Annotated in this window: 29 protein-coding genes; 15 read left to right on the top strand and 14 right to left on the bottom strand. The window is 38.3% G+C overall.

Features of this window, described 5'->3' with window-relative positions:
* Positions 1-50: 50 nt before the first annotated feature.
* The 10 genes from N7931_RS04695 to N7931_RS04650 all read right to left on the bottom strand — a co-directional run bounded on the left by N7931_RS04695 (position 51) and on the right by N7931_RS04650 (position 9,413).
* Positions 51-1,379: an ATP-binding protein gene (locus N7931_RS04695; protein ID WP_262792294.1), complete on the bottom strand. Its 1,329-nt coding sequence runs from the start codon at positions 1,377-1,379 to the stop codon at positions 51-53.
* Positions 1,379-2,050, bottom strand: a complete 672-nt coding sequence (locus tag N7931_RS04690; protein WP_262792293.1) for a response regulator transcription factor — start codon at positions 2,048-2,050, stop codon at positions 1,379-1,381. The genes N7931_RS04695 and N7931_RS04690 overlap by 1 nt, the downstream gene beginning before the upstream one ends.
* Before the next feature lie 2 nt (positions 2,051-2,052).
* The gene (locus N7931_RS04685; RefSeq protein WP_262792291.1) at positions 2,053-2,322 is read right to left on the bottom strand and encodes a PepSY domain-containing protein; all 270 of its coding nucleotides are present in this window, start codon (positions 2,320-2,322) and stop codon (positions 2,053-2,055) included.
* Between the two features lie 85 nt (positions 2,323-2,407).
* Positions 2,408-3,043 (bottom strand): glycine zipper 2TM domain-containing protein, encoded by a 636-nt coding sequence (locus tag N7931_RS04680; RefSeq protein ID WP_262792290.1) that lies wholly within the window; start codon positions 3,041-3,043, stop codon positions 2,408-2,410.
* A 387-nt stretch (positions 3,044-3,430) separates the two neighbouring features.
* A complete protein-coding gene (locus tag N7931_RS04675) occupies positions 3,431-4,315 on the bottom strand; it encodes a carbon-nitrogen hydrolase (protein ID WP_262792288.1) in 885 nt (294 codons plus the stop codon).
* A gap of 22 nt (positions 4,316-4,337) precedes the next feature.
* A complete protein-coding gene (locus N7931_RS04670) occupies positions 4,338-5,390 on the bottom strand; it encodes an agmatine/peptidylarginine deiminase (RefSeq protein WP_262792286.1) in 1,053 nt (350 codons plus the stop codon).
* A gap of 21 nt (positions 5,391-5,411) precedes the next feature.
* Positions 5,412-6,008 carry a PilZ domain-containing protein gene (locus N7931_RS04665; protein ID WP_262792285.1) on the bottom strand — a complete coding sequence of 199 codons (597 nt, stop codon included), beginning with the start codon at positions 6,006-6,008 and terminating at the stop codon, positions 5,412-5,414.
* Positions 6,009-6,031: 23 nt separating this feature from the next.
* Positions 6,032-7,054 carry a hypothetical protein gene (locus N7931_RS04660; protein ID WP_262792284.1) on the bottom strand — a complete coding sequence of 341 codons (1,023 nt, stop codon included), beginning with the start codon at positions 7,052-7,054 and terminating at the stop codon, positions 6,032-6,034.
* A gap of 55 nt (positions 7,055-7,109) precedes the next feature.
* Positions 7,110-7,943 (bottom strand): CZB domain-containing protein, encoded by an 834-nt coding sequence (locus N7931_RS04655; RefSeq protein WP_262792283.1) that lies wholly within the window; start codon positions 7,941-7,943, stop codon positions 7,110-7,112.
* A gap of 129 nt (positions 7,944-8,072) precedes the next feature.
* Entirely contained in the window at positions 8,073-9,413 is a 1,341-nt protein-coding gene (locus N7931_RS04650) for an alkaline phosphatase (RefSeq protein ID WP_262792282.1), read from the bottom strand.
* A gap of 399 nt (positions 9,414-9,812) precedes the next feature.
* On the opposite strand from N7931_RS04650, the gene N7931_RS04645 reads away from it, so the two are divergent.
* Positions 9,813-9,944, top strand: a complete 132-nt coding sequence (locus N7931_RS04645) for a hypothetical protein (protein ID WP_262792280.1) — start codon at positions 9,813-9,815, stop codon at positions 9,942-9,944.
* A gap of 242 nt (positions 9,945-10,186) precedes the next feature.
* Here N7931_RS04645 and N7931_RS04640 read toward each other — a convergent pair whose 3' ends face one another.
* Genes N7931_RS04640 through N7931_RS04625 form a run of 4 tightly spaced genes read right to left on the bottom strand, consistent with a single transcriptional unit; the run spans position 10,187 to position 13,685 of the window.
* Entirely contained in the window at positions 10,187-11,491 is a 1,305-nt protein-coding gene (locus N7931_RS04640) for an AmpG family muropeptide MFS transporter (protein ID WP_262792278.1), read from the bottom strand.
* A 47-nt stretch (positions 11,492-11,538) separates the two neighbouring features.
* Positions 11,539-11,862, bottom strand: coding sequence for a hypothetical protein (locus N7931_RS04635; RefSeq protein WP_262792276.1), 324 nt, complete (start codon positions 11,860-11,862; stop codon positions 11,539-11,541).
* A gap of 45 nt (positions 11,863-11,907) precedes the next feature.
* Positions 11,908-12,504 (bottom strand): peptidylprolyl isomerase, encoded by a 597-nt coding sequence (locus N7931_RS04630; protein ID WP_262792274.1) that lies wholly within the window; start codon positions 12,502-12,504, stop codon positions 11,908-11,910.
* 50 nt (positions 12,505-12,554) lie between these two features.
* Positions 12,555-13,685 (bottom strand): methyltransferase, encoded by a 1,131-nt coding sequence (locus tag N7931_RS04625; protein ID WP_262792272.1) that lies wholly within the window; start codon positions 13,683-13,685, stop codon positions 12,555-12,557.
* A 150-nt stretch (positions 13,686-13,835) separates the two neighbouring features.
* Between N7931_RS04625 and N7931_RS04620 the strand changes: the two genes are divergently transcribed.
* The 14 genes from N7931_RS04620 (at position 13,836) to nqrM (ending at position 26,521) form a co-directional block, all read left to right on the top strand.
* Positions 13,836-14,453 carry an alpha-ketoglutarate-dependent dioxygenase AlkB family protein gene (locus N7931_RS04620; RefSeq protein ID WP_262792271.1) on the top strand — a complete coding sequence of 206 codons (618 nt, stop codon included), beginning with the start codon at positions 13,836-13,838 and terminating at the stop codon, positions 14,451-14,453.
* Between the two features lie 27 nt (positions 14,454-14,480).
* The gene (locus N7931_RS04615; RefSeq protein ID WP_262792270.1) at positions 14,481-14,804 is read left to right on the top strand and encodes a BolA family protein; all 324 of its coding nucleotides are present in this window, start codon (positions 14,481-14,483) and stop codon (positions 14,802-14,804) included.
* An 18-nt stretch (positions 14,805-14,822) separates the two neighbouring features.
* Complete coding sequence (locus N7931_RS04610) at positions 14,823-15,353, top strand: TRAP transporter small permease subunit (protein ID WP_262792268.1); 531 nt, start codon at positions 14,823-14,825, stop codon at positions 15,351-15,353.
* Positions 15,353-16,723 carry a TRAP transporter large permease subunit gene (locus tag N7931_RS04605; protein ID WP_262792266.1) on the top strand — a complete coding sequence of 457 codons (1,371 nt, stop codon included), beginning with the start codon at positions 15,353-15,355 and terminating at the stop codon, positions 16,721-16,723. The genes N7931_RS04610 and N7931_RS04605 overlap by 1 nt, the downstream gene beginning before the upstream one ends.
* A gap of 33 nt (positions 16,724-16,756) precedes the next feature.
* Complete coding sequence (locus N7931_RS04600; protein ID WP_262792264.1) at positions 16,757-17,872, top strand: TRAP transporter substrate-binding protein; 1,116 nt, start codon at positions 16,757-16,759, stop codon at positions 17,870-17,872.
* Positions 17,873-17,934: 62 nt separating this feature from the next.
* On the top strand, positions 17,935-19,119 hold the full coding sequence (gene fabV, locus N7931_RS04595) for an enoyl-ACP reductase FabV (protein ID WP_262792262.1): 1,185 nt from the start codon (positions 17,935-17,937) through the stop codon (positions 19,117-19,119).
* A gap of 327 nt (positions 19,120-19,446) precedes the next feature.
* A complete protein-coding gene (locus tag N7931_RS04590; protein ID WP_262792261.1) occupies positions 19,447-20,781 on the top strand; it encodes a Na(+)-translocating NADH-quinone reductase subunit A in 1,335 nt (444 codons plus the stop codon).
* Between the two features lies 1 nt (position 20,782).
* On the top strand, positions 20,783-21,988 hold the full coding sequence (locus tag N7931_RS04585) for an NADH:ubiquinone reductase (Na(+)-transporting) subunit B (RefSeq protein ID WP_262792259.1): 1,206 nt from the start codon (positions 20,783-20,785) through the stop codon (positions 21,986-21,988).
* On the top strand, positions 21,981-22,760 hold the full coding sequence (locus N7931_RS04580; RefSeq protein WP_262792257.1) for a Na(+)-translocating NADH-quinone reductase subunit C: 780 nt from the start codon (positions 21,981-21,983) through the stop codon (positions 22,758-22,760). The genes N7931_RS04585 and N7931_RS04580 overlap by 8 nt, the downstream gene beginning before the upstream one ends.
* A 2-nt stretch (positions 22,761-22,762) precedes the next feature.
* Positions 22,763-23,389, top strand: a complete 627-nt coding sequence (locus N7931_RS04575) for an NADH:ubiquinone reductase (Na(+)-transporting) subunit D (protein ID WP_262792256.1) — start codon at positions 22,763-22,765, stop codon at positions 23,387-23,389.
* A 9-nt stretch (positions 23,390-23,398) separates the two neighbouring features.
* Positions 23,399-24,007, top strand: a complete 609-nt coding sequence (gene nqrE / locus N7931_RS04570) for an NADH:ubiquinone reductase (Na(+)-transporting) subunit E (protein ID WP_262792254.1) — start codon at positions 23,399-23,401, stop codon at positions 24,005-24,007.
* Positions 24,008-24,033: 26 nt separating this feature from the next.
* Positions 24,034-25,260 (top strand): NADH:ubiquinone reductase (Na(+)-transporting) subunit F, encoded by a 1,227-nt coding sequence (nqrF, locus tag N7931_RS04565; RefSeq protein ID WP_262792253.1) that lies wholly within the window; start codon positions 24,034-24,036, stop codon positions 25,258-25,260.
* 11 nt (positions 25,261-25,271) lie between these two features.
* The gene (locus N7931_RS04560; RefSeq protein ID WP_410369333.1) at positions 25,272-26,288 is read left to right on the top strand and encodes an FAD:protein FMN transferase; all 1,017 of its coding nucleotides are present in this window, start codon (positions 25,272-25,274) and stop codon (positions 26,286-26,288) included.
* An 8-nt stretch (positions 26,289-26,296) separates the two neighbouring features.
* Positions 26,297-26,521 (top strand): (Na+)-NQR maturation NqrM, encoded by a 225-nt coding sequence (gene nqrM / locus N7931_RS04555; RefSeq protein WP_262792252.1) that lies wholly within the window; start codon positions 26,297-26,299, stop codon positions 26,519-26,521.
* Positions 26,522-26,796 lie beyond the last annotated feature (275 nt).

Genomic DNA, 26,796 nt, shown 5'->3' with positions numbered 1-26,796 from the left:
TGGTTGCCTAAATAATGTAGATAATTAAGCCAATATATTTTAGTAACAATCTAAAACCCAAATTCAATTATAAATTGTGCACCGCCTAATTCACTTTTAGGGATAACTGAGAGTTTAGCTTGATAGCTTTGAACTAAGTCTTGTACAATTGCTAATCCAATACCGTGGCCTGCTTGATAGGTATCAGCTCTGTGACCTCGTTTTAAAATATCTTGTGTTTGTTGTGGTGCTAGCCCTTTGCCATCGTCTGATACTTTTATAACTAACACATTGGTTGAACTGACTTGTAATTTTACTTGTTGCTGGCAGGCTTTACAGGCGTTATCGAGCAGGTTGCCGAGCAATTCGTATAAATCAGCTTCTGCGCCATAAAAAATGGCGCTTTCATCGATTTCTGCAATAAATTCGATTTGTTTTTGATGATATATCTTTTCTAAACTGGTGATAATGGCTTTGGTAATTGGCGCTATTTTACAGCCTTGCTGCCAACTGGTTTGGCCGCTTTGTGCTTTTTTTAGCTGGTGGCTGATAATATTATCAATTTTGTTTAGTTCGGGTTTGATGTCATCCGGTAATTTCGGATGATTGACGATAACTGCCAATGGCGTTTTTAAGCTGTGTGCTAAATCTGCCAGCGTATTTTTATATCTTTGTCTTTGTTGTTGTTCGGTTTGAATCAAGCGGTTTAAATTTTGGTTAAATCTTGAGATTTCAACCGGATAGTTATCCGATATTTGTGTTTTTTCACCTTGTTCGATTAAGCTAATTTCTGCTGATAATTGTTTTAATGGTTTTTCAAACCAGATCAGCCATAAAAATTGTAGGCAAATAAAAATAAAGCCGATAATGGCTAACCATTGCCAAAGGTTGCGGGTAAATGTATCTAACTGGCTTTGGTAATCTTGTTTGCTTTTTATAATATGAAAAGTGTATGGGTAGATTTGTCCATTTTGTTCAAACTCTACTTTGAGTTGCCAGTTAAAATGGGGTTTGTGATTAACCGATATTTGATTAAATTGGCTGTTGCCAACTTTAGAATCCTGCCATTGAATTTGTGTGCCCGGCAGAATAAATGAAGCCGAGTGCCAGACAATGGTTTGCTTATTGCGGATAAGTGCATATAAACCAGAATCTGGCAGGCTAAATCCGGGGGCATCTAACTCACCAGTAAAAGTAAGCTGATTATTATTAATTTCACTGGCGGCCAATAAATTATAACTATAGGCTTTAAGCGCTTGTTCTTCGGTTAATTTGGCTTGAGCTTCAAATGCTTTATATAAACTAAAACCAAATAAAGGCAAAATAATCAAGGTGATAAGTAAATTACAAATTATCAGCCGGTGTTTAAAGCTAAGGCGGGCAAGCGCTGGCATTGTCATTACTGCTGACCGTTAAAGCGGTAACCTTGACCACGAATGGTTTGAATAAAAAAATCACTTTGTTGCGGGCTGATTTTTTGTCGCAGGCGTTTAACAAATACTTCAATTACATTGGAGTCACGGTCAAAATCCTGCTGATATAAATGCTCGGTTAATTCCGTTTTAGAAATCAGCTTATTAGGATTTCTAACAAAATATTCCAGCACTTTATATTCAAATGCGGTCAGGCTAACTGGCTCGTTATCGAGATAAACTAAAGATAAACTGGTATCAATGGTTAAATTGGCAAATACTAATACTGGATTGCTTTGACCACTGCTACGGCGGATTAACGCTTTTAAGCGGGCAAATAATTCTTCGGCCTGAAACGGCTTCGCTAGGTAGTCATCTGCACCGGCGTTGAGGCCGGCTACTTTGTCTTGCCAGTGATCTCTGGCAGTGAGCAGCAATATTGGAAATGTTTTATCTTGTCTTATCCGGCTTACTAACTCTAATCCGTCGATTTTAGGTAAACCAATATCAATCACTGCAATATCATAATCAATTTCTAAAGCGTTAAATAAGCCATCCTCGCCATCGGTAGAGGAATCTACAGCATAACCTTGTGCAGTAAGTGCTTTGGTTAATTGCTGATTTAATGTTATTTCGTCTTCAACCAGTAATAATCGCACTGTTATTCCTTTTTCATTTGACCTGAGTGAGCGTTGACCAAGACACTAATCACACGGCCTGATGGGGTTAATAATTTGACTCGGTAATAAGTTTGTTGGTTGATACGGGTTTCGTATGCTTTTAATAATTTGCCCTGATAAGTTTTTTGCACTGTATTAACCGCGTGGCGCATGGTCATTGTTTGGGCTTGAGGCTGCGCCTGTATTTGTCCACTGAGCGTTAAACTCATTAGGCTAAAAATGATTAATAATGTACGAAAAAAACTTAACATAAACCCACACAAATAAAAGAAATTGCTGACTTATCATACCAAACATAGCTGGCCTTGAGCTATGTTTGGTGAATTTTATCCTGCATTATTCCAGCGGTGTAATATTAACTGCCAAATCAATAAATTTACCCGGATGATTACGAGTATGAGTATAATAAATTTGGCCTTTATAGCGATAACTCACGTCATAACCGGTTAATTCTTGTCTGTATTCAACTCTGTTGTGGTTTATATCACAGACCTTTCGCTGTTTTTTATAGTGTTTATGATCGTTATATCTGTCATTGTAGCGATTATTATGTCGGTCGTGATATTTTACCGGTTGATTAGCCGCAGCCTCATTGGCTAATGCGCCGCCAATCACCGCACCGGCAATGGTTGCAACGGGTTTACCTTTGCCTTTACCAAATTGATTACCAATTACCCCACCAATAACCGCGCCTATAATAGGAGCTGCGGCATCATTATGTTGGTTACGGGTTTGGCTATGCGAGCGGTATCGATTTTCAGAATAATAAGCTGGCTGTGAATAGGAGGTTTCAATCCAACATTCTTTTTGTGGTTGATGAATACGTACGCTTTCATAAGTTGGGGTTACACTAATGACTTTCGCGCGGGTAATATTATCTCTTTGATTATGGCCGTGTTTTGCATAAGCCGGAGTGATTAATAAACTGCTTAATGCTAAGCCAATGGCATAATATTTAGTTTGAGTTTTCATGACAGTCTCCTTCAATACTCGGCCATTATGACCAGATAGGAGTAGTCTATAAAAAGTAAACTGAATATAAGCTGAATAACCTGAACTGCGCATAATAAAAATTTGCCCAACGGGCTATTTTTCCGTCTCTCATCGTTATTTTTCTGACTAATAGCTCGTTATTAGGTACAGGAAAATGCCTTGATAGATAAAAAACTATCCTCGTTGGAACGTAAAATAAGGTCGGTTTTTTATTGTTTAATCTAATTATTGAAAAATTTACTTCAACATTTCTTATACGCAGTTCAGGTTGAATAGGGTGGTTAAACGGGATTAATTTTGTGAGCGGGTTAAAAATTTGCCCGATAACACGGGCAAATTTAGCAAGTTTTATTGATAAATTGAGCTTTAATCACGGTAAATTTTTAATAAATCAGCGTAGTGATCAATTCTGCGATCTCTTAGATAAGGCCAAATCCGGCGAACATCTTCCCCTCGGGCTAAATCTATTTCCGCCATTAAAATTTCTTCTTCATCTTCACTGGCATGCGCTAAAATTTCACCTTGTGGGCCGGTAATAAAGCTATTACCCCAGAATAAAATGCCTTTGCTTTGACCACTTGGATCGGCCTCATGGCCGGTGCGATTACAGCTTAATACCGGTACACCGTTAGCAACGGCGTGTGCTCTTTGTGAAATAACCCAAGCGTCTAACTGTCTTTGTTGTTCGGCTTGTTCATCACGAGGATCCCAACCAATTGCAGTTGGATAAATTAATACTTGAGCGCCCGCCATTGCCATTAATCTAGCGGCTTCAGGAAACCATTGATCCCAACACACTAAAATACCTAATTTACCTACTTGAGTTTGAATCGGCTCAAATCCTAAATCGCCAGGGGTAAAGTAAAATTTTTCGTAAAACCCCGGATCGTCCGGAATATGCATTTTACGATATTTACCGGCTATGCAGCCATCTGCGTCTAATACTACGGCTGTATTGTGGTAAACCCCGGCTGCACGTTTTTCAAATAACGAGGCAACAATCACAACCCCCAAAGCTTTTGCTTCGTCAGCTAAAGCGTTACTGGTTGGGCCGGGAATCGGCTCGGCTAAATCAAAATGGTCAACATCTTCTGTTTGGCAAAAATAAAGAGAGCGGTGAAGCTCCTGCAATACAATTAATTTAGCGCCTTTGGCTGCGGCTTCGCGAATGCCGGATATGCTTTTTTGCAGGTTATGTTCAAGGTTAGCGCTATTGGTATGCTGAATTAATGCGGCGTTTAACTGACTCATTGTTTACAGGTTCCAAATTCAATTAATTTAAATAATGGCTTAAAAAGCCTTGCGGTAGTTGCATGGTAATGCAATGTAAACTGCCATATTGTTCAATAATCGGGCGGCAGTTTATACCAATAATCTGATGTTGCGGAAAGGCAACTTGCATTTGCTCTAAAGCAATTTGGTCTTGTTTAACCCCATAGATGGGTACTAATACAGCCTGATTTATAACTAAAAAATTAGCGTAAGTGGCAGGTAAACGGTCACCTTCTGCTGAAAATTGAGCATCTGGCCAAGGTAATTCAACTAATTTGAATGCCTGATTATCCAGATTCGTAAAAGTTTGTAATTGGGTTTTCATTGCATTGAGTGAAGCAAAATGGCTGTCATTTTGATCTGTACAAGCTTGATACACAATGCAATTATCTGGGGCAAAACGCGCTAATGTATCAATATGGGCATCGGTATCGTCACCGTCTAAAGCGCCATGTTCAAGCCACAATATTTTTTGTAAGCCAAAACGGGTGAGCAATAATGTTTCCAGTTCTGCTTGGCTAAAATCCGGATTGCGGTTAGGGTTAAGCAGGCATTCTGTTGTTGCCATTAAACAACCGTTACCATCGCTTTCAATACCACCGCCTTCCAATACCAGATTAATAGTATGCTGATCTTTAATATTAAGCTGATTAAATAACGCCTGATTAATTTTATTATCTAAGCTTGCTTCAAATTTATTGCCCCAACCGTTAAAAGTAAAATCTAAGGCTTGTACTTGTTTGCCTTTGACTAAACTCACCGGCCCATGATCGCGTGCCCAAGTATCGTTAGTTGGGGTAATTACCCAAAAAATGCGGTTTGCATCTATTTGCTGAGCTGCTAACAGCGCTTTTATATGTTGTTTTAATGCTTCATTGTCACACACTAAAACCAGCGACTGAAACTGGCTAATAGTTTTAACCAATTCAACATAAATCGGTTCAACTTGGGGTAAAATCGCCTGCCAGTCAGTTTGTGCATGTGGCCAGGTTAACATAACGGCATCTTGCGGATACCACTCGGCAGGTAAACAAAATGATTGATTCACTGTCATTTTTACTCGTTTAATTAAAGCTTATTCTGATGACTGCTGAGCTTTTTGTTGGGCAAGCTGCCTTAACTGTTTGCTCTGCTGATGAAGTGCCGTGCGAACTAATATTTCTCTGTCTTCTTCGCGTATTCTGCGATAAACCAGTTTATATAAATAGCCTTGTTCGGTTTCACTTACATCAATAATTTCCGCATAGCAGTATACTGCACTTGATTCATCAGGTATAAATATTTTTAGCCTGAAAACCTGCTCTAATCCCCATTTTGTCTGACTTTTAACCGTTAAACCGCCAGCGCCAAAATCAAGGCTTTGAAAGCGCGCTGAGGTATCATCTTCTTGCATTAAGATATACGACATAATCAAGTCGAGCTTTTTAGATTGCAGGTTTAAAAAATTAACTAATTCGTCAGCTTGTTTACCTAAATGGCGAATACTGCGTAAAGATTCGGCTTCCAGCGAATTAACCTGAGTCGCTAGTTTAAACGGAAATGGCATTTCTTCGATAAATCCGTTTTCATCCGGTATTGGCTCATCCGGTAAAAATGCGACCAGATTAAGGTTTAAACTTAATGGAATGGTAAAAAATTCTGAGTATAAGGCTTGTTTTTCGGTTAAGTTCATAAAACAACTCTGGCAATAAAAGGTTATGCTTCGGTGTAACCGCTATGTTCTTCCAAATGATATTTAATTTGCTCATTTAGAGATTGGGCTAGAGTATCAGACTCAGAAAATTCAACCGGATATTCCTCACTGACATTTTTAAGCTTTTGTTTAGCTGGCTCAAATTGATAAGCATTCGCTAATTTAAGCCATGCGATCGCTTTAATTATATTTTTTTCTATACCTTCAGCTGTAAAGTAACTACGAGCTAAGGCTCCCATAGCTTTATTGCTACCTAACATTGCAGCCTGTTCAAAGAGTTCAAATGCAATTTTAAACTCTTTTTGCTCTCGTGCTTGGAAGGCAGAATCCAACAATGCTTCTATTTGCCAATCAACACTGATATGTGGGCAATGTGTTTCTATTTCGTAGTTGGAAGTGAGAGCTGTGGTTACATCCTCAGCCTCTGGTTGATGGGGTAAAACTGAAGTACTTTGAACAGAGCTATCAGCTCGATTATTATGGTGAAGTGCTAAAATGATTGCGTCATATCTAGTATTAAGTTGTTCAAGTGACTTTTGTTGTGACACATTTTGATTTTGGTAAAATTCTATTTCTTTTTCTAATCTTAAAATATTACGTTTTAATAATTTAATTTGTTCATTATGTGATTGTTTTAAATTATTAATTTGATGTTGATAATTTTCTTCTAACTCAAAAATCCGAGTTTCATACTGATGCTTTAATTCTTGTTTACTTTCATCCTGTGAGCGCTCAATTTTTTTTTGCATACTATTTAAACTGCTTTCGTAGGTTCTACGCAGCTCATCAAACCATCGGAATAGAGTACCAGGAATCTTGTCTTTATTTATTGGATTTGCAGAAGAAGAAAAGAGAGCTAATATTTGTGATTTATCCACAAATATAGTTCCATTTTCGATTTTTGAGGTTAACGCTTCAGGCTTATTTTGGTACTTTCTAATTGCATCTTGAATAATCGCAACTGAAGCCCCAGTCATTTCGGATGCATGTTCAATTGTTATCCAGTTAATTTTGAGCTCTGACATGAATGTATTTTTGTTTAGCGTCGATTGATTGAATCCTACCAGTTTATATCAGGTTTCAGCAAATACTATTCGTAGGTATAAATGCTTTAGAACTTAATAACAAGCTATTATATTTTTTGCCTGATAATAAACCTTTGATCATCGATTTTACTCTATGGTCGATATTACCGGTATATTGAACGATATCGGTTAAAGGTTTAATTTGTTCATTGTTAACAGTTAAAGAGTCTTCTACTTTATCGACAACAAAACCTAGTGCAGGTTTAAGTCCATCAATAGTGGTATAAACAGTTACAGGCTTATATGCCAGTTCGAGTTGCTCTCGGGTTATTGCAAATAATCTTTGTAAACTTGCAAATGTGGTTTTTTTCTCTTGTTCAATTAATTTTATGGCTTGCTCTTGTTGTTTGTTTTCTAGCAAAGTGAGCGCTTTATCTGCAATTAAATGGAGCCTGGTATGTGGCGGTTCAAATCTTGAAAATAGCTCAGCCAAATCTTCACTTTGAGTTTTAACACTTTGTAGCCATTGAGTTAACTCGCATTTGTTGATATCTCTGGCTTGGGTAAATGTTTGGTTTTTATTGATACTTTGGGTTAATGCGTCAAACCAAACTTGGTGTTCTTCTTCTTTTTTATTAAGTAACGTAATTAAATCTGTATTTTGGGTTTGAGTTGATTTTTTATTCATTGCTAACCCTAAATCATAAATTGGGGTTGGGGTGCCCATAAAGTTTTTAACCCCTAAAAAGGCAGAATCTTCTGTAGGTACAGAGGTTTGGTCATTGGTAAATTTTTCAGTTAATAAAATTTCAAGAATATTAAAGGCGACCAAATAATTACCGACTCTAAAATTAACAACTTCCATAGGTTTAGCTTGTTTGATTTTCAATGTTTTAACTCTAGCCAGAGTTAAATTATTTACAAGCAAAAATTGAGGTTTTTTAAGAATTTAAATGGTTTTAACTTCACTATACATAACTTAAAGTAGGATGCGCTGAGCGCCGCATCCTAGCTAACTTTATGGTTTGATTAATTTGTGTAATCTTTCGGCAATATCCGTATTATTTTGAAAGCCATTAAATAGCTCAGCCTGAACTCCATGTGCTAACACTGGAACATCTAACCCAGTATGTCCGCTCGATGTCCAGCCAGTAAAACTACGCTGGTTAATAATTACTTTGATTTGGGTTGTTAACTGAGTGATTAACTCCGCTTGAGTAAGCTCTTTATTATGTTTTATTTGCTGAAGCTGGGCAATTTCAGCATTGGTTAAATCAAACTCAATATGCTTTAACCAACTGGCTGAAATAGAACTGTGATCTGCTTGGCTAGCTGCGATTGTTTTGGCTATTTCAATACTGGATGAATGCACTTTCGCAATCACATCCGGTAACCATTGATATTGTCCATCCGCTCCTAAAGACATACCGCCGGTTTCATGATCAGCGGTGACAACAACTAAAGTATCTGGATTATTTTTAATAAAATTCAAAACCACTTTTAGCGCATTTTCAAAATCTGTCATTTCAGCCATAGCACAGGCAACATCGTTGGCGTGACCGCACCAGTCAATTTGGCTGCCTTCAATTAACAAAACAAACCCTTTGTTGTTATTGCTAGATAATAAATCTAACGCTTTGCTGGTCATCTCGGCTAAACGGGTTTGAGTTGAATCAATTGCAGAGGGGAAACCTCTTTTGTAAAACACCCCAACAGCCGGTAGCTGAGTGAGTTTATCTAGCTGTTTAAATTCAGTAATTCCTTGATAACCAAGCTGATTAAGCTCAGTCACAATATTCCTGTCATCCCGAATTAAATCTTCTTGTCCGCCACCTAAAAGTAAATCCATGACAGGCTTATTATTTATTTGGTTATCAACAATCTGATCGGCTATTTGTGGATATTCTTTGCGATATTTTTGATGTGCATAAAAGCTTGCCGGTGTGGCATGCGTGACTTCAGAGGTTACAACTAGACCGGTTTTTTTATCCGCAGATTTTGCCGCTTCCATTAAGGTGTAAAGTGACTGGTGTTCATGATCAACCGAAATTGCCCCGTTATAGCTTTTATGAGTGGTTGCCAGTGCAGTTGCAGCAGCAGCTGAGTCAGTTACAAAAGTGTTATCTGCCGGATAGGTCATTGCAGTGCCGCGCCAAATTTTATCAAACTCGGTATTTTTTACAGTTTGATTTGGCGTCTGCATTTTAAAATAACGATAAGCACTTAAATAATTTACACCCATACCATCGCCAATCATGTAAATAATATTTTTTGGAGCTGTGTCAGCAAATGCAAATGAACTGACAGTCAGTAAAAAAATACCTGAAATACAGGCTTTTGCAGGGGTTAATAGCGACATATCTAGCCTAATGTGAATGTTAAATAATGGATAAGTCTAAAGTTTATGATGCTTTTATGACAGAATTATTTACAGTGTAAATTAACTTTGTATTCCAAAATATTCTTTAACCGTATGAAAAATAAAACTTTATCATTTTTTATTTTTAATTGTGGATTAAAAATAGACTTGGTAGTGGATAGTTTACTTTAAAAAAATCTATAAATATTAAACGACTAGGCTTGTTGGCGGTTAAATATTCGGCTAGTATATCTAGCATTCACAGAATGAATGCTAATTTGTTATGTGGATAAATATGTAATTATTGGGAACTATTTCACAAGAGTATGGCCTAATGCATTACATTAAGCAGAAAATAATAACAATAAGCGTGTTTTAAAAATTGGGTGTAAAATATAGATGAATAAAGCTGGTGGTATTAAATTAACGACAGTTGCTTTGGCGGTGTTTATTATGGCTGTATCGGCCCTGATTAATACTTCGGTTGCTGATGACCAAAAAGCCAAACCGCAAGCTGAAGTTAAAAAGTGATGTAATTAAAAAGCCTCATTAACCTGAGGCTTTTTAATATCAAAATTGCGAAGTTCTTATGCTTTGTGGCCTGTTATTCCACTTTGGTTACAAAGTACATTAAGGTAAAAAATCCCAGTACCACAACATTAATAATAAAAATTATTTTAAAGCCTTTCATTCCTTGCTTAATTGTCCAACCGTTATGATATAAATAAAGCCACCATAAGCCGAATGTAATTAAAGGTAAAAGCGCGAAGAGTCTAATCATTTGGCACCTGTTTTGTTATATTTTTGTTTGCAAGCATTATTATCAAGATTAAAGCTGGTATACCTAATAAACTGGTTCCGATAAAAAATACGGTATAGTTAAAAGCATCCACTGCAAAGCCGGAAAAACCGGCAACAAATTTAGGCAATAACAACATGCTTGAACTAAAGATAGCATATTGTGTTGCAGAATATGATTTATTCGTTAATCCACTCAAAAACGCAATAAAAGCTGCGGTGGCAATACCGGCGCTTAAATTATCAATTGCGATAACTGCGGTTAACCATGAAATATCCGGCCCTTTTAACGATAAAGTCACAAATAATAAATTGGTGGCTGCGGCTAATAAACCACCTAAAAATAAAGTAAATAAGGTGCCTTTTTGTTTTAAGATAATACCGCCTAAAGCTGCACCTACCAAAGTCATAATAACCCCGTATACTTTAGCAATTGAGGCGATTTCAACTTTACTAAAACCAATGTCGATATAAAAGGGATTCGCCATAACGCCCATGACTACGTCAGAGAGCCGGTAAACTGATATTAATGCAAGTAATAAAAATGCAGTTTGGCCATAACGATAGAAAAAATCTTTAACTGGCGACCAAAATGCTTGTATACACTTATTGGTAAATGATTGTTTGTCGGCCGTTTCGGTTTGTAGTGCTAGCTTAGGTTCTTGTACCCATAAGGTCGTTAAAATACCGGGCAATACTAACAAGGCCATGACCATGTAAGTGGATTGCCACGCCAAATTGCTAAACTGGGTTTCATTGGGGGCAAACCAAGCGGCCAATACTAAACTGCCCGCGCCGGAAACTATCATCGCGATACGGTATCCAGCCAAATAAGTGGCAGCCATTGCGGCTTGAAGTTCTTGAGGGGCTGAATCGATTCTAAACGCATCAATTACAATATCTTGAGTTGCCGAGCTAAATGCAACCGCCAGTGCCAGAATACAAAATAACCATAATAAAGTTTGTGGATTAGCCAGTGACATGGCCAGCAAACTTAGCATAATCGCCAATTGAGAAACCAGCATCCAACTTCGTCGGCGACCAAGCCGTTTGCTTAATAGCGGAATCGGGTATTTATCAATTAAGGGTGACCAAATCCATTTTATGGCGTAAGCAAGTGCTACCCAGCTCAGCATGCCAATGCTGGCTCTGTCTATGCCAGCTTCGCGTAACCAAAAAGAGAGCGTAGAAAAAACTAATAATAGCGGTAATCCAGATGAAAAACCTAAAAAGAAAAGGGCAATGACACGTTTATCTTTATATGGCGCTAACCAGTCCATTGAAATCCTGAGCAATTAAATTTTAATGATTTGGTTAGCTTACCAGATTAAGGACGAATGCCAATGCAATCCATTGGAAAACATCCTTGATCACAAATATAGTCAGAGCAAATATTAAGTTCGTCATTTAATAATGAGTCAGTTAACAAAGTATCTTTTGGCCAAAAACTAAGTTGATGAATTAAATGCCAAAAAACTCGCTCTTTGGCTGAGTATGGGTCATTTTTAGAAACAGTAACCTGAGTCCACTCTTCAAAAGTATCCCAGATGAACATATCTAGCTCAGCGTACTCAATTGTTCGGGATAAAAAACCGCGGACATAAAAAGTTAGCTGCTTCGATTTGAGTTCGATAAATTGATTTACTCTCACAGCGAAATCCGTTTATGAAGTCGTATTAATAAGTATAGCCAGCAATTAGGGACGTGGTAGTAAACTGACCTTATTTATTACAATTTGTTGAACAGGGACATCTGACGCACCAAAGGTTTCGTTATATTTTGTTTCCACCTGAGCAATCTGATCAATCACAGCTTCGCCTTCAACAACATAGCCAAATACACAATAACCCCAGTCACGACCCGGATCTAAATTTTTATTATCCGCTAAATTAAAATAAAACTGACGGGTTGCTGAGTGCGGGTCATTCATTCTTGCCATGGCAATAGTTAATCTGTCATTAGCTAAGCCGTTACCACTTTCATTAAAAATAGGTTTGCCGACAGGGCGCTCTTCATAATTTTTATCATAACCGCCAGATTGGGCAACAAAACCATCAATGACCCGATGAAATACGACGCCGTCATATTCACCTTTTACTGCATAATCAATGAAATTAGCTACGGTAATTGGGGCTTTTTTACGATTTAGCTCAACAACAATATCACCCATGCTGGTGCTAATTTTAACCATAGGGTAAAGGTTAGAATCTTGAGTATCCGGTTTAGCAAAAACCTGAGTAGAGAGTGCCAATAAAAAAACAAATGCACTAAAACGGCGAAATAAGCTGATCATGATATCCTCTGTTTAATTTTATTTTCAAGCAACTTGGGGTGCTTAATTGATTATTTTATCGCTTTTATAATAACAAACTTTGCGTTAGATGCGATAACTGAACATTGGCCAAATAAATTAGATAAAAGTTGGTGATAACCTAAATGACGGTTACCAACAATATAAAGTTCCCCAGCTGGTTTTAAAACCCGATGCGCATCACTAAACATTTGTTTAGCGATATGATCGGTAATGGTATGTTGCTGATGAAACGGCGGATTACAAATAATAATATCTGCACTTTGAGCTGTTTGTTCTGTTAAACAGTCCTGCCAAGCAAATTGTGTTAATCCGCTTAAATCTGGAAAATTTTGTTCTACATTTATTTTGGCCGACTGAATTGCTTGATAACAATCGTCTGAAAATATCATGCTTTGTGGATGTTGAGTTAATAAATGAACCCCTAAAACTCCGTTGCCACAGGCTAAATCTATTACTTGTTTACCACTTACATTGGGTAAATGCTCCAGCATAAACGCTGCGCCTATATCTAAACTGCTGCGCGAAAAAACATTAGCGGCATTGCTAAAGGTTAAACCAGACGGGGCTTGCCACTGTTGTAATGGATTGAATGAAGAATAAGGCGATTTTTGTTTGATTGATGCACTGATGGTGCGGGATTTTTTTTCAGCGAGACTGACATCCACCTGGCTAAAATAACGGTTGAACAGTTTTACGACCGACTTATTAATATGATTGGCTTTAGCACTGGCAATCAGCTTGAGATCATCGGCAGCATTGGAATGTAAATGTGCCAGAATGGCTTCCAGATAATCTAAATTTTTTGGGATCTTAATTAAATAAACGGCTTGATTAACGACTTGATTTAACTGACTGGTAAATTGATCTGCTTGAATTGGCAAGCCGTTAAGTGAAAAGTTAGCTAAAGTCGCCAATTGGCTTACTTTTGAATCTTGGTAAATTAATGGCGTAAATTCCGCTAACTGGCAGCTAATTGCGCCAAACTGGTCGTTAATAATTGCAGGGCTGGTAGTTAATGGGGATTGCTCGATAAACTTTTTAGCTAATAAAACATCTGCGCTGTCCCACGCTTGCAATGCTGAATCTACAGCTTGCTGAGGATACCGCCATAAAGTGAGTGAGGTTTGATTTGGTAAATTCAGTAGATGATTATTTTGCATATTAACAGACGGTTACTCTAGCTGTGAGGTTAAATTAAGCTTGGTATTTTATCAGATGCAACTGGCTGGCAGTAGTTTTTAAATTTTTATTTGAGTTTTCAAACTGGCTCTTTACAATTTATTTAATGTTTAGTTTTACGACCAGAGTGAATGTTTAATCAATCCGTATTACCGCAAGCTTTACCTTTAAAAAATGCTCAAATTTATTATTTTGAAAATTTATTAAATGAGCAAATGGCTGGGCTGTGGTATCAGGCATTAAAAAACACACTGAGCTGGCAGCAAGAAAAACTGGTTGTATACGGACAAGAACATGCTATTCCAAGGTTGCAGGCTTTATACGGTGATAAAGGGTTAAGTTATCAATATTCAAAAAAACGATTTGAAGTGACCCCTTGGCTGGATAATTTATTACAGCTAAAAATGTTGGCAGAGCAAGTCAGTCAGGCTCAATTTAACTGTGTACTGGCTAATTTTTACCGTAATGGGCAAGACTGTATGGGCTGGCATGCAGACGATGAAGCTGAGTTAGGCAAGTCACCTGTCATTGCATCTTTTAGTTTTGGTGCTCAGCGCACTTTTAAACTCAAACATAGGTTAACTCAGGAAACCTACGATTTAGAACTGGCCTCCGGCAGTTTATTGATAATGGCAGGCACAACGCAGGAATTCTGGTATCATTCGCTGCCAAAAAGAGCAAAGGTAACGGAAGGGCGGATTAACTTAACTTTCAGGTATCTTTATGCGGATAAAATATTTCCGGTTTAACTTAACTCAATTTCAGAAAATAAAATTATGAATATTACCCACCAAACTATCATCAGCAAATTAAAGCAAGACTTAGCACCGGTTGTGTTAGATGTGCAAAATGAAAGCCACATGCATAGTGGGCCGGCGCAAGATTCGCACTTTAAGGTGATTATTGTCAGTGATGAATTTAATGATAAACGATTAATTGCTCGTCATCGTATGGTGAATGCTTGTTTAGCTGACGAATTAGCTGGTGCTGTGCATGCTTTAGCCATTCATACTTACACTCAAGATGAGTGGCAAACTGAACAACATAATGTGCCTGTATCACCTAATTGTATGGGTGGCAGTAAAACCAATAACATTTAATGAGCAGACTTTTTCGCTATGTTTTTAAAAAAATTAATCAACCAGATTGATAAATTTGCTGAATGTACAGGCAAATTAATGGGTTGGCTGTCTATTATAGTGGTATTGTTAATGGCTGCCATTGTGGTGTTAAGGTATGCCTTTAACATTGGCTCTATTGCGCTACAAGAATCTGTCATTTATTTTCATTCTGCGGTGTTTTTATTGGGCTCGGCTTATACGCTTAAACATAATGAGCATGTTAGAGTTGATTTATTTTATGCCAAGTTTTCAGCGCGTGGTAAAGCTTGGGTTAATTTACTCGGTAGCTTGTTATTATTATTGCCCGTTTCAGTCTTTATTTTAGTGATGAGTTGGTCGTTTGTATTGGATAGCTGGCAAATTATGGAAGCATCAAACGAAGCCGGTGGCTTGCCTTTTATTTATATTCTAAAAAGTTTTATTCCATTATTTTGCCTGTTTTTGATTATTCAAGCTGTCGCCGAAGCGGGTAAAGCATGGCTGATTATTAAAGCAGGCCCCTCACCAATTAACGGAGATAAGTTGTAATGGAATATTTATCTCTGGTGATGTTTGTGGTTGCTTGCCTAGTGTTATTAACTGGTTATCCGGTCGCTTTTGCATTAGCGGGCAGTGCGTTAGTTTTTGCTTTAATTGGGTTTAGTTTAGGTATTTTTGAAGCTGCATTTTTATACGCTTTGCCCAGTCGTATTTTTGGCATTTTAAATAATCAAACTTTATTGGCTGTGCCTTTATTTGTTTTTATGGGGATCACACTTGAGCGCTCAAAAATAGCCGAAGAGCTGCTTGAGTCTATCTCGCTTTTATTCAGTCGTTTTCGTGGCGGTTTAGCTATCGCAGTTATTTTAGTTGGCGCTTTATTAGCAGCTAGTACAGGGATTGTTGGGGCAACTGTAGTGACTATGGGGCTGTTATCTTTACCTGCGATGCTCAAGCAAAATTATTCGGCTAAATTAGCTTGCGGCACTATTTGTGCGGTGGGCACTTTGGGGCAAATTATTCCGCCGTCAATTGCATTGGTTTTATTGGGGGATGTGATTTCAAATGCGTATCAACAGGCGCAATTAAGACAAGGGATATTTTCACCCGAAACCTTAGCCGTGGGTGATTTGTTTGTTGGTGCAATTGTGCCGGGGATGATTCTGGTTTTGCTGTACCTGTTATATATTTTATGGGTTGCAGGGTACAAACCGCAATCGATGCCAAAAGTTGAGCTAGAAACAGATAAGATGCCAGCTGTCGGCCAATTATTAATGTCGCTGTTTGCTCCTCTTGCATTAATTGTGGTTGTACTGGGATCAATTTTAATGGGGTTTGCTACTCCAACCGAAGCTGCCGGAATTGGCGCTTTTGGTGCACTCATTTTAGCGGCGGTTAAAAAACGGTTGTTTTCGCAGCTAAAGATAATTGGTCAGGCCAGTGTAAAAGTGACCAGCATGGTATTCTTAATTTTAATTGGTGCGTCTGTTTTTTCACTTGTGTTCAGAGGCTTAGGTGGTGAAGAGTTAATTCACTCATTATTTGAAAGCCTGCCCGGTGGGGTTTTTACGGCTTGTTTGGTTGTCATGCTGGTGATTTTTTTATTAGGTTTTATTCTTGATTTTATCGAAATTACCTTTGTGGTTGTGCCAATTGTTGCACCGGTTTTATTGGCAATGGGGCTTGACCCAATTTGGTTAGGCATTATGATTGCGCTCAATTTGCAAACCTCGTTTTTAACGCCGCCATTTGGTTTTGCATTATTTTATTTACGGGGAGTGGCGCCAGATACAGTAAAAACAACGGAGATTTATAAAGGGGTTGTGCCTTTTATTATTATTCAGTTAGTTGTTTTAATTGCGTTGGCGATTTGGCCTGAGTTAGCAACTTGGTTGCCGCAAACTGTTTATCAACCATAACTCATAAAACGATACTAAAGAGTAGGGAATAGCATGAAACGCATTTTACCTTTATTAACCGCCGGATTATTGGTTTTAGGGCTAGCCGGATGTGGCAAAGACAGCGAATCCCAAGCTGGTACTGAATCAGCTGAATCAGGATTTAAACCTGTTACTTGGAAAATGGTCACAACCTGGCCCAAAAACTTTCCGGGTTTAGGCACTGTCCCTGAGCAGTTTGCTAAAGATGTGGAAGTCATGTCTGGTGGTCGCTTAAAAATAAAAGTGTATGGTGCAGGTGAAATGGTGCCCGCGCTACAAACTTTTGATACGGTAAAAAGTGGGGCGGCTCAAATTGGGCATGGTGCAGCTTATTATTGGAAAGGCAAAGTTCCAGCAGCTCAAATTTTTACTGCGCTACCTTTTGGGATGAATGCTCAAGAGATTAACTCGTGGTTTTATTATGGCGGCGGGTTAGAATTATGGCAGCAAGCTTATCAACCATTTGGGTTAATTCCTTTACCTGGCGGAAATACCGGGGTGCAAATGGCGGGTTGGTTTAGAAAAGAAATTAATTCAGTTGAAGATTTTAACGGTTTAAAAATGCGTATTCCGGGTTTAGCCGGTGAAGTGATTACAGAGTTAGGTGCAATTCCGGTATCTTTGCCGGGTGGTGAAATATTCAGTTCAATGCAAAGCGGTGCGATTGATGCGACCGATTGGGTTGGCCCATATAATGATCAGGCGTTTGGTTTATATAAAGTGGCACCTTATTATTATGTAACAGGTTGGCAAGAAGCTGGCGCGGCAATGGAGTTTATTATTAATGAAGCTGCATTTAACGGCTTACCAGAAGACTTACAGCGAATTGTTGAGGTCGCAGCTGAAAAAACCAATGCAAATATGTTAGCGCTTTATACCTCTGAAAATAATAAAGCGTTGCAAAGTTTAATTAATGAGCACGGGGTGCAAATTAAACAATTTCCGCCAGAAGTCGTCAGCGCACTGCAAACGGCTAGTAAAAAAGTGATTGCTGAGATGGTTGCATCCGATCCGCAAACCGCTAAAATTTACCAATCTTACAAAACATTTTTAAGCCGTGTCACTCAGTATCATGAATTAACTGAGCTGAATTATTATCAAAATCGTCAGGGAGTAGAGTTGCCTTAATATGGCGCTCTGCTTTTTTAGAAAATAGATATTATTATCAATAATTAAATAGGACTTAGATTATGGTCATTAAGCCGAAAGTTCGTGGCTTTATTTGTACAAATGCCCACCCAAAAGGTTGTGCTGCTAATGTTCAACGTCAAATTGAATATGTAAAACAACAACCTAAGTTAGACAATGCGCCTAAAAATGTATTGGTGATTGGCTCATCTACTGGTTATGGTTTAGCTTCACGTATTATGGCGGCCTTTAATGGCGGTGCTAGCACTTTAGGTGTATTTTTTGAAAAGCCAGCTAGTGAGAAAAAAACTGGTTCAGCGGGTTGGTACAATTCAGCCGCTTTCCAACATGCTGCTGAAGCCGAAGGTTTATGGTCTAAAAATATTAATGGTGATGCGTTTTCTGATGAATGCAAACAGCAAACCATTGATCTAATTAAAGCTGAAATGGGTAAAATTGATTTAGTGGTTTATAGCCTTGCTTCTCCACGTCGTAAACACCCTAAAACCGGCGAATTAATTTCTTCAACGTTAAAGCCAATTGAACAGGCTTACACAGCTAAAAACTTAAATACAGATAAATTACTGATTGAAGATGTCACTATTGAACCGGCTAATCAGGAAGAGATCGACAGTACAGTTGCGGTTATGGGCGGTGAAGACTGGGAAATGTGGATTGATGCGTTAAAAGACGCTGACGTATTAGCGGATGGCGTTAAAACTGTTGCTTACACTTATATTGGCGATAAGTTAACTTGGCCAATTTATGGTGATGCAACTATTGGTAAAGCCAAAGAGCATTTATATCAAACCAGCCTTAAATTAAATGAAACTTTAGCAGATAAAGGCGGCGAAGCCTCTATTGGTGTATTAAAAGCGTTAGTGACACAGGCGAGTTCTGCCATTCCAATTATGCCGTTATACATTTCATTATTATATAAAGTGATGAAGGAAGAAGGCACACACGAAGGCTGTATTGAACAAGCATATCGTTTATTTGCACAAGGTTTATACACTAATGAGCCATTAAAAGATCCAGAAGGGCGTTACCGTATGGATTTACCTGAGTTAAAACCAGAGACTCAGGCTAAGGTTGAAGCTTTATGGCCACAAGTCACTAGCGAGAATATTTTTGAGCTAACTGACTATAAATCTTATAACGAAGATTTCTTAAAACTGTTTGGTTTTGGCTTTGAAGAAGTCGATTATGATGAAGATGTCAGCCCTGTGGTTGAATTAGATGCATAATGCATAGTTAATCAAAAAGCCGACATTAAATGTCGGCTTTTTATTATCATTTTTTTAACCTTCAATCATTGATGATTGAAAATTGAACAAAAAAATATCAATTAAACTCACAGTTTTGTCATCGGCAGGATTTTTTTGATCTAAACTGGTTCATTTATCGATTTTTCGTGGATACCAAGCATAAAACAATGTTAAAATCTTCGGGTTTTATATAAGTGTGGTGAATACGAACTATTTTTTCATTTTTTGTGAATATATATGCACAAAGAGTGAGCTTAACTTTCTTTATTTTTTTCGTTTTAAACCTTAAAACTAAGTGCAATGAGTATGATAACTATCAAGAAAGGCTTGGATGTTCCAATCTCTGGAGCACCACAACAAGCAATATCTAGCGGCAAAGCCGTAACTAAAGTTGCTATCCTTGGTGAAGAATACATCGGCATGCGCCCAACTATGCACGTTCGTGTAGACGACGTTGTTAAAAAAGGGCAGGTTCTTTTTGAAGACAAAAAGAATCCCGGTGTTAAATTTACTGCACCAGCTGCGGGGGTAGTTAAAGAAGTCAACCGTGGGGCTAAGCGTGTATTACAATCAGTTGTGATTGAAGTACAAGGCAATGAGAGTGTTAGCTTTAAGCAGTTTTCGTCTGCTGAGCTTGCTAATTTATCTCGTGAAGACGTTGTTGAAAATCTGGTTGAATCAGGTTTATGGACAGCACTTCGTACCCGTCCTTTCAGTAAAATTCCAGCTATCGAATCAATCCCATCTTCAATTTTTGTCACTGCTATCGATACTAATCCGTTAGCGGCCAATCCTGAAGTTGTGATCGCTGAGCAAGAACAAGCATTTAAAGACGGTTTAACGCTACTTTCTAAGTTAGCGGGTAAAGTGTTTTTATGTAAAGCGCCGGGTGCAAAAGTACCTGAAGCCGCTAATGTTCAGGTTGAAGAATTCGCTGGCGGTCATCCTGCTGGTTTAGTTGGCACACACATCCATTTCTTAGATCCGGTCAGCATGAGCAAAGCTGTATGGCATATTGGTTATCAAGATGTCATTGCGTTTGGTCAGTTATTTACTACCGGTGAATTAGCAAATGAACGTGTTGTAGCATTAGCCGGCCCAGGTGTTAAAACGCCTCGTTTAGTTAAAACTTTAGTTGGTGCGTCAATTGAAGAATTAACAGCTGGTGAGTTAGCAGATGGCGAGCAACGTATTATTTCTGGTTCTGTATTAGCAGGCGTTAAAGCAAGTGGACCACATGCTTATTTAGGTCGTTATGCAAATCAGGTTTCTGTGTTAGCAGAAGGCCGAGAAAAAGAATTATTTGGCTGGGTATTACCGGGCTCAGATATGTTCTCTGTAACACGTGCTTATTTATCGCATTTAAGCCCTAAGAAGTTATTTAACTTCACAACCACAACTCGTGGTTCAGATCGCGCTATGGTTCCAATCGGAAACTATGAGCGAGTCATGCCGTTAGATGTGTTACCGACTTTATTATTACGTGATTTAATTGCGGGTGATTTAGATTCGGCGCAGGCATTAGGGTGTCTGGAATTAGACGAAGAAGACTTAGCATTATGTACTTTCGTTTGTCCGGGTAAATACGATTTTGGTTCGATCTTGCGTGAACGTTTAACGCAAATCGAGAAGGAGGGCTAATATGAGCTTGAAGTCCTATTTAGAAAAAATTGAACCTAATTTTGAGCCGGGTGGTAAATACGAAAAGTGGTATGCGCTATATGAAGCGGCTGCAACTATTTTTTATACACCGGGTTTAGTAACCAAAGGTACAACTCACGTACGTGATAGTATCGATTTAAAACGTATCATGATTTTAGTTTGGATGATGACTTTTCCAGCTATGTTTTATGGTATGTATAACGTTGGTTTACAAGCCGATTTAGCTTTAGGCGCTGGTGGTCAGTTAGCTGAAGGCTGGAGAACAGATTTATTCCAATTATTAGGTGGTCAGTTAGGTGCTGAAACAACAGGCTGGGGCAGTATGATGCTCTACGGCGCAATGTTTTTTGTACCAATTTACGCTGTAACCTTTATTGTTGGTGGTTTCTGGGAAGTTTTATTTGCTTCTATCCGTAAACACGAAGTAAACGAAGGCTTCTTCGTAACATCTGTATTATTCGCACTTATCATGCCGGCGACTATTCCTTTATGGCAAGTTGCATTAGGTATCACATTTGGTGTGGTAATTGGTAAAGAAGTATTTGGTGGTACTGGCCGTAACTTCTTAAACCCAGCGTTAGCAGGTCGTGCATTTTTATTCTTTGCTTACCCTGCTCAAATTTCAGGTGATGCGGTTTGGGTTGCTGCTGATGGTTTCTCTGGCGCAACTTTATTAAGCCAAGCTGCCCAAGGTAGCTTAGATTATGCTGTTACTGCGCAATGGTGGGATGCTTTCTACGGTAATATTGCTGGTTCAATCGGTGAAGTTTCTACATTAATGATTTTAATTGGTGGTTTAGCACTGATTTATTTCCGTATTGCTTCGTGGAGAATCGTAGGTGGTACATTAGCTGGTATGATTATTTTCAGCTTTATGTTTAACCTAATTGGCAGCGAAACTAACCCATTATTTGCAATGCCTTGGTACTGGCATTTAGTTATTGGTGGCTTTGCATTTGGTATGATGTTTATGGCAACTGATCCTGTATCAGCGTCATTCACAAACCAAGGTAAATGGGCATACGGTATCTTAATTGGCTTTATGGTGGTAATGGTTCGTGTCGTTAACCCTGCATACCCAGAGGGTATGATGCTTGCGATTTTATTTGCCAACGTATTTGCACCTTTATTTGACCATTTTGTTGTGCAAGCAAACATTAAGCGGAGGTTAGCACGTAATGTCTAAAGGAAATGATTCAATCAGCAAAACGCTGACGGTTGTTATTTCATTATGTTTAGTGTGCGCGGTTATCGTAGCGGGTTCTGCGGTAGCATTAAAACCTAAACAAGAGCAAAACCGAGTTTTAGATAAACAAAAAAATATCTTAATTGCAGCTAATTTATTGCCTGAAACGGTTACTGCTCAAAGTATCCAGCAAGCGTATAAAACGCATATTACGGCTAAAATTGTTGATTTAGATTCTGGCGAATATGTTGAAGGTGTTGATGCCGCTAACTTTGACCAAAGAGCGAGTGCTAAAAACCCTGAAACATCGATTAATTTAACGGGTGCGCAAGACGTTGCCAGTATTAAACGTCGTTCAAATCAAGCAGTTGTTTATTTAGCAAAAGACGATTCAGGTAAATTTTTAAGCTACATTTTACCTGTACATGGTTATGGCTTATGGTCAACTATGTATGCGTTTGTTGCGGTTAAACCTGATGCAAACACCATTATCAACCTTAACTACTATGAGCAAGGTGAAACGCCGGGCTTAGGTGCTGAAATTGAAAATCCTAAGTGGAAATCAATTTGGGTTGGTAAAAAAATCTATAATGACGATGGTGAAATGGCAATTAGTATTGTTAAAGGTGAAGCGCCTAAAGAGTCTGAGCATAAAATTGATGGCTTATCAGGTGCAACATTAACCGGTAACGGTGTGCAATATACATTTGATTTCTGGATGGGTGAGTTAGGCTTTAAAACTTACCTTGAAAAACAGCGTCAAGGAGCATAATCATGGCCCTTTCTAAAGAAACTAAACAAGTCTTATTTGGCCCGATTTTGGCGAACAACCCGATTGCTTTGCAAATCTTAGGTGTTTGTTCTGCCTTAGCGGTAACCAGTAAAATGGAAACGACTGTGGTAATGTGTTTAGCATTAACCGTAGTAACTGCGTTTTCTAGTTTATTTATTTCAATTATTCGTAACCACATTCCTTCAAGCGTTCGTATTATCGTTCAAATGACGATTATCGCGTCTTTAGTAATCGTGGTAGACCAAATCTTAAAAGCGTATGCATACGATATCGCGAAACAGTTATCTGTATTCGTTGGTTTGATCATTACAAACTGTATTGTAATGGGTCGTGCAGAAGCTTATGCGATGAAGAGTCCTCCATTTATGAGCTTTTTAGATGGTATTGGTAACGGTTTAGGCTACAGCTTTGTACTATTAACCGTTGGTATCATCCGTGAGTTATTTGGTTCTGGTAGCTTATTTGGCGTTGAAATTTTACCACTGGTTGCTAACGGTGGTTGGTATCAACCTATGGGCTTATTATTAATGCCACCAAGTGCATTCTTTATTATTGGTATGTTTATCTGGGTTTTACGTACTTTCCGTAAAGAACAGGTAGAGAAGTAAGAGGACGTTATGGAACATTATATTAGTTTATTTGTCCGTGCGGTTTTTATTGAAAACTTAGCATTATCTTTCTTCTTAGGTATGTGTACCTTCTTGGCGGTATCTAAGAAAGTAACAACAGCATTTGGTTTAGGTGTTGCGGTAATTGTGGTTTTAGGTATTTCTGTACCGGTAAACCAAGTTGTATACGCTAACTTATTAGCGCCGGGCGCGTTAGCTTGGGCTGGTTTTCCAGATGCTGATTTAAGCTTCTTAAAATTCTTAACCTTTATCGGTGTAATTGCAGCTTTAGTACAAATTTTGGAAATGTCTTTAGATAAATACTTTCCAGCTTTGTATAACGCATTAGGTATTTTCTTACCATTAATCACAGTAAACTGTGCGATTTTTGGTGGTGTAGCCTTTATGGTTGAGAAAAACTATAACTTTAGCGAAAGTGTTGTATTTGGTATTGGTAGTGGTGTTGGTTGGGCACTAGCAATTACTGCACTTGCAGCTGTTCGTGAAAAGTTAAAGTATGCTGATATTCCACATGGCTTACGTGGTTTAGGTATTACCTTTATCTCAGTTGGCCTGATTGGTTTAGGCTTTATGTCATTCTCTGGCGTGTCTTTATAATTCCAGAGCAAATAGAGGAATAAACCGTGCAAGAAATTATTTTAGGCGTAGGTATGTTTACCGCAATGGTGTTAGCACTTGTTGCTATCATCTTGTTTGCCAAATCAAAATTAGTCAGTAGTGGCGATGTCACTATTTTGATCAATGATGATCCGGATAAAGCAATTACAGCTAAACCTGGCGATAAGTTGTTAGGTGCATTAGCAAATGCTGGTATTTTCGTTTCTTCTGCTTGTGGTGGCGGTGGCTCATGTGGTCAGTGTCGTGTCCATGTTAAAGATGGCGGTGGCGAAATTTTACCAACAGAAAAAGACCATATTTCTAAAGGTGAAGCTCGTGAAGGTTGTCGTTTATCTTGTCAGGTGGCAATTAAAAACGACATGAAAATTGAGCTTGAAGAAGAAATCTTTGGTATTAAAAAATGGGAATGTACTGTTATCTCTAACGATAACAAAGCAACCTTCATTAAAGAACTTAAACTTCAAATACCTGATGGCGAATCTGTACCTTTCCGTGCAGGTGGTTATATTCAGATCGAAGCACCAGCTCACCATGTTAAATATGCTGACTTTGATATTCCTGAAAAATTCCGTCCGGATTGGGAACGTTTTGGTTTCTTCAAGTTAGAATCTAAAGTAGACGAAGAAACAATTCGTGCGTATTCAATGGCTAACTATCCTGAAGAAGAGGGTATTATCATGCTTAACGTACGTATTGCGACTCCGCCGCCAAACAACCTTTCTTTACCTTGTGGTAAAATGTCTTCATTCATTTGGAGCTTAAAAGAAGGTGATAAAGTAACTATTTCTGGTCCATTTGGTGAATTCTTCGCGAAAGACACTGATGCAGAAATGGTATTTGTTGGTGGTGGTGCTGGTATGGCGCCAATGCGTTCGCATATCTTTGACCAATTACGCCGCTTAAAATCTAAGCGTAAAATGTCGTTCTGGTATGGTGCACGTTCTAGCCGCGAAATGTTCTATGTTGAAGATTTTGACATGCTAGCTGCAGAAAACGATAACTTTGAATGGCACGTTGCATTAAGTGATCCACAACCAGAAGATAACTGGGAAGGTTACACAGGCTTTATCCATAACGTGTTATATGAAAACTACCTAAAAGATCACGAAGCTCCGGAAGATTGTGAGTTCTATATGTGTGGTCCACCTATGATGAACGCGGCTGTAATTGGCTTGCTGAAAGACTTAGGTGTTGAAGATGAAAACATCTTACTTGATGACTTTGGTGGTTAATCAGCTTTAACATGAAAATGTTTAATAAAATATGGCTAGCGCTTGTAGCGCTGGCCTTTTTTGTTTCTTGTGCGAAGCAAAATGAACTCGACACGCTTGCATTGCAAGGTCGTACTATGGGTACGACATATCACCTCACATTGGTTGCTAAACCTGACCTGCTAGACCAACAAAAACTGCAAACTGAAATTGATGCGATTTTAGAAGACGTCAACGATAAAATGTCAACTTATCGCCCAAACTCAGAATTAAGTTTATTCAATCAAAATCAAACGACTGATCCAATTGGTTTATCTGCTGATACCAGCACAGTTATAGCTAAAGCAATTGAATTAGGCCAGTTAACCAATGGTGCGCTAGATGTAACCGTTGGCCCATTAGTCAATTTATGGGGATTTGGCCCAGATGGCAGACCAAATCGTGTGCCGGATGAAGCTCAAATAGAGGCTATTAAAACCCATGTTGGCTTAGATAAAATTAGCCTTGAAGATAACTTAATCAGCAAAGCTGATCCGAAAGTGTATGTTGATTTATCTTCAATCGCTAAAGGCTTTGGCGTAGATAAAGTTGCCCAATATTTAGAGTCTGTAGGTATTAATCATTATTTGGTTGAGATTGGCGGTGAAATGCGGTTAAACGGCAAAAAAGCAGATGGCTCAAGCTGGCGGATTGCTATTGAAAAGCCAGTTACTTTTGACCGTGCAGTTCAGCAAGTGATCGAGCCGGGCGATGCTGCTTTAGCAACTTCTGGCGATTATCGTAACTATTTTGAACAGGATGGCGTGCGTTTTTCTCATACCATTGATCCAATTACCTTTAAGCCGATTAATCATAAATTGGTATCGGTTTCTGTGATTAGTAAAGATTGTATGACTGCTGATGGAATGGCAACTGCACTGAACGTAATGGGACCGGAAAAAGCTTTTGATTTTGCAAAAAAACATGATCTTGCAGTTTACCTAGTGGTAAAATCTGAGTCAGGCTTTGATGTTAAATACACAGAGCAATTTAAACCTTATATGAAGTGAGCTTTATCATGACAACCATTTTATTAGCATTCGGTATCTTTTTAATTGTTGTTGTTGCCATGTCTGTTGGTTTTATCATTCAGAAAAAATCAATCTCGGGTAGCTGTGGCGGATTAGGTGCAATTGGCGTTGAAAAAGCCTGCGATTGTGATAATCCTTGCGATAAGCGCAAAGCTAAAATGGAAAAAGAAGCTCAGCGTGAAAAAATGCTGAATGAGAATCGCATTATCTAACTTGAACAATTTAGGTTAACCAAATCTCTTAAAAGGCTTATTGAATATCCAATAAGCCTTTATTTTATCTGCTATAAAACTAATTTTAGTTTTTAGCTAACTTCTTATTTAACCTGAGGTGCGTATAAGAAATGTTGAAGTAAAATCCTCAACAATTGGATTAAATAATGCTAAACCAAACTTATTTTACGTTCCAACGAGGATAGTTTTTCGTCTATCAAGGCATTTTTCTGTACCTAATAGCGAGCTATTAGTCAGAAAAATAACGATGAGAG

Source organism: Catenovulum sp. 2E275 (assembly GCF_025515275.1).
Taxonomy (GTDB): domain Bacteria; phylum Pseudomonadota; class Gammaproteobacteria; order Enterobacterales; family Alteromonadaceae; genus Catenovulum.
The sequence above is the reverse complement of the archived record's forward strand: the minus strand, read 5'-3'. Positions and strand labels throughout refer to the sequence as shown.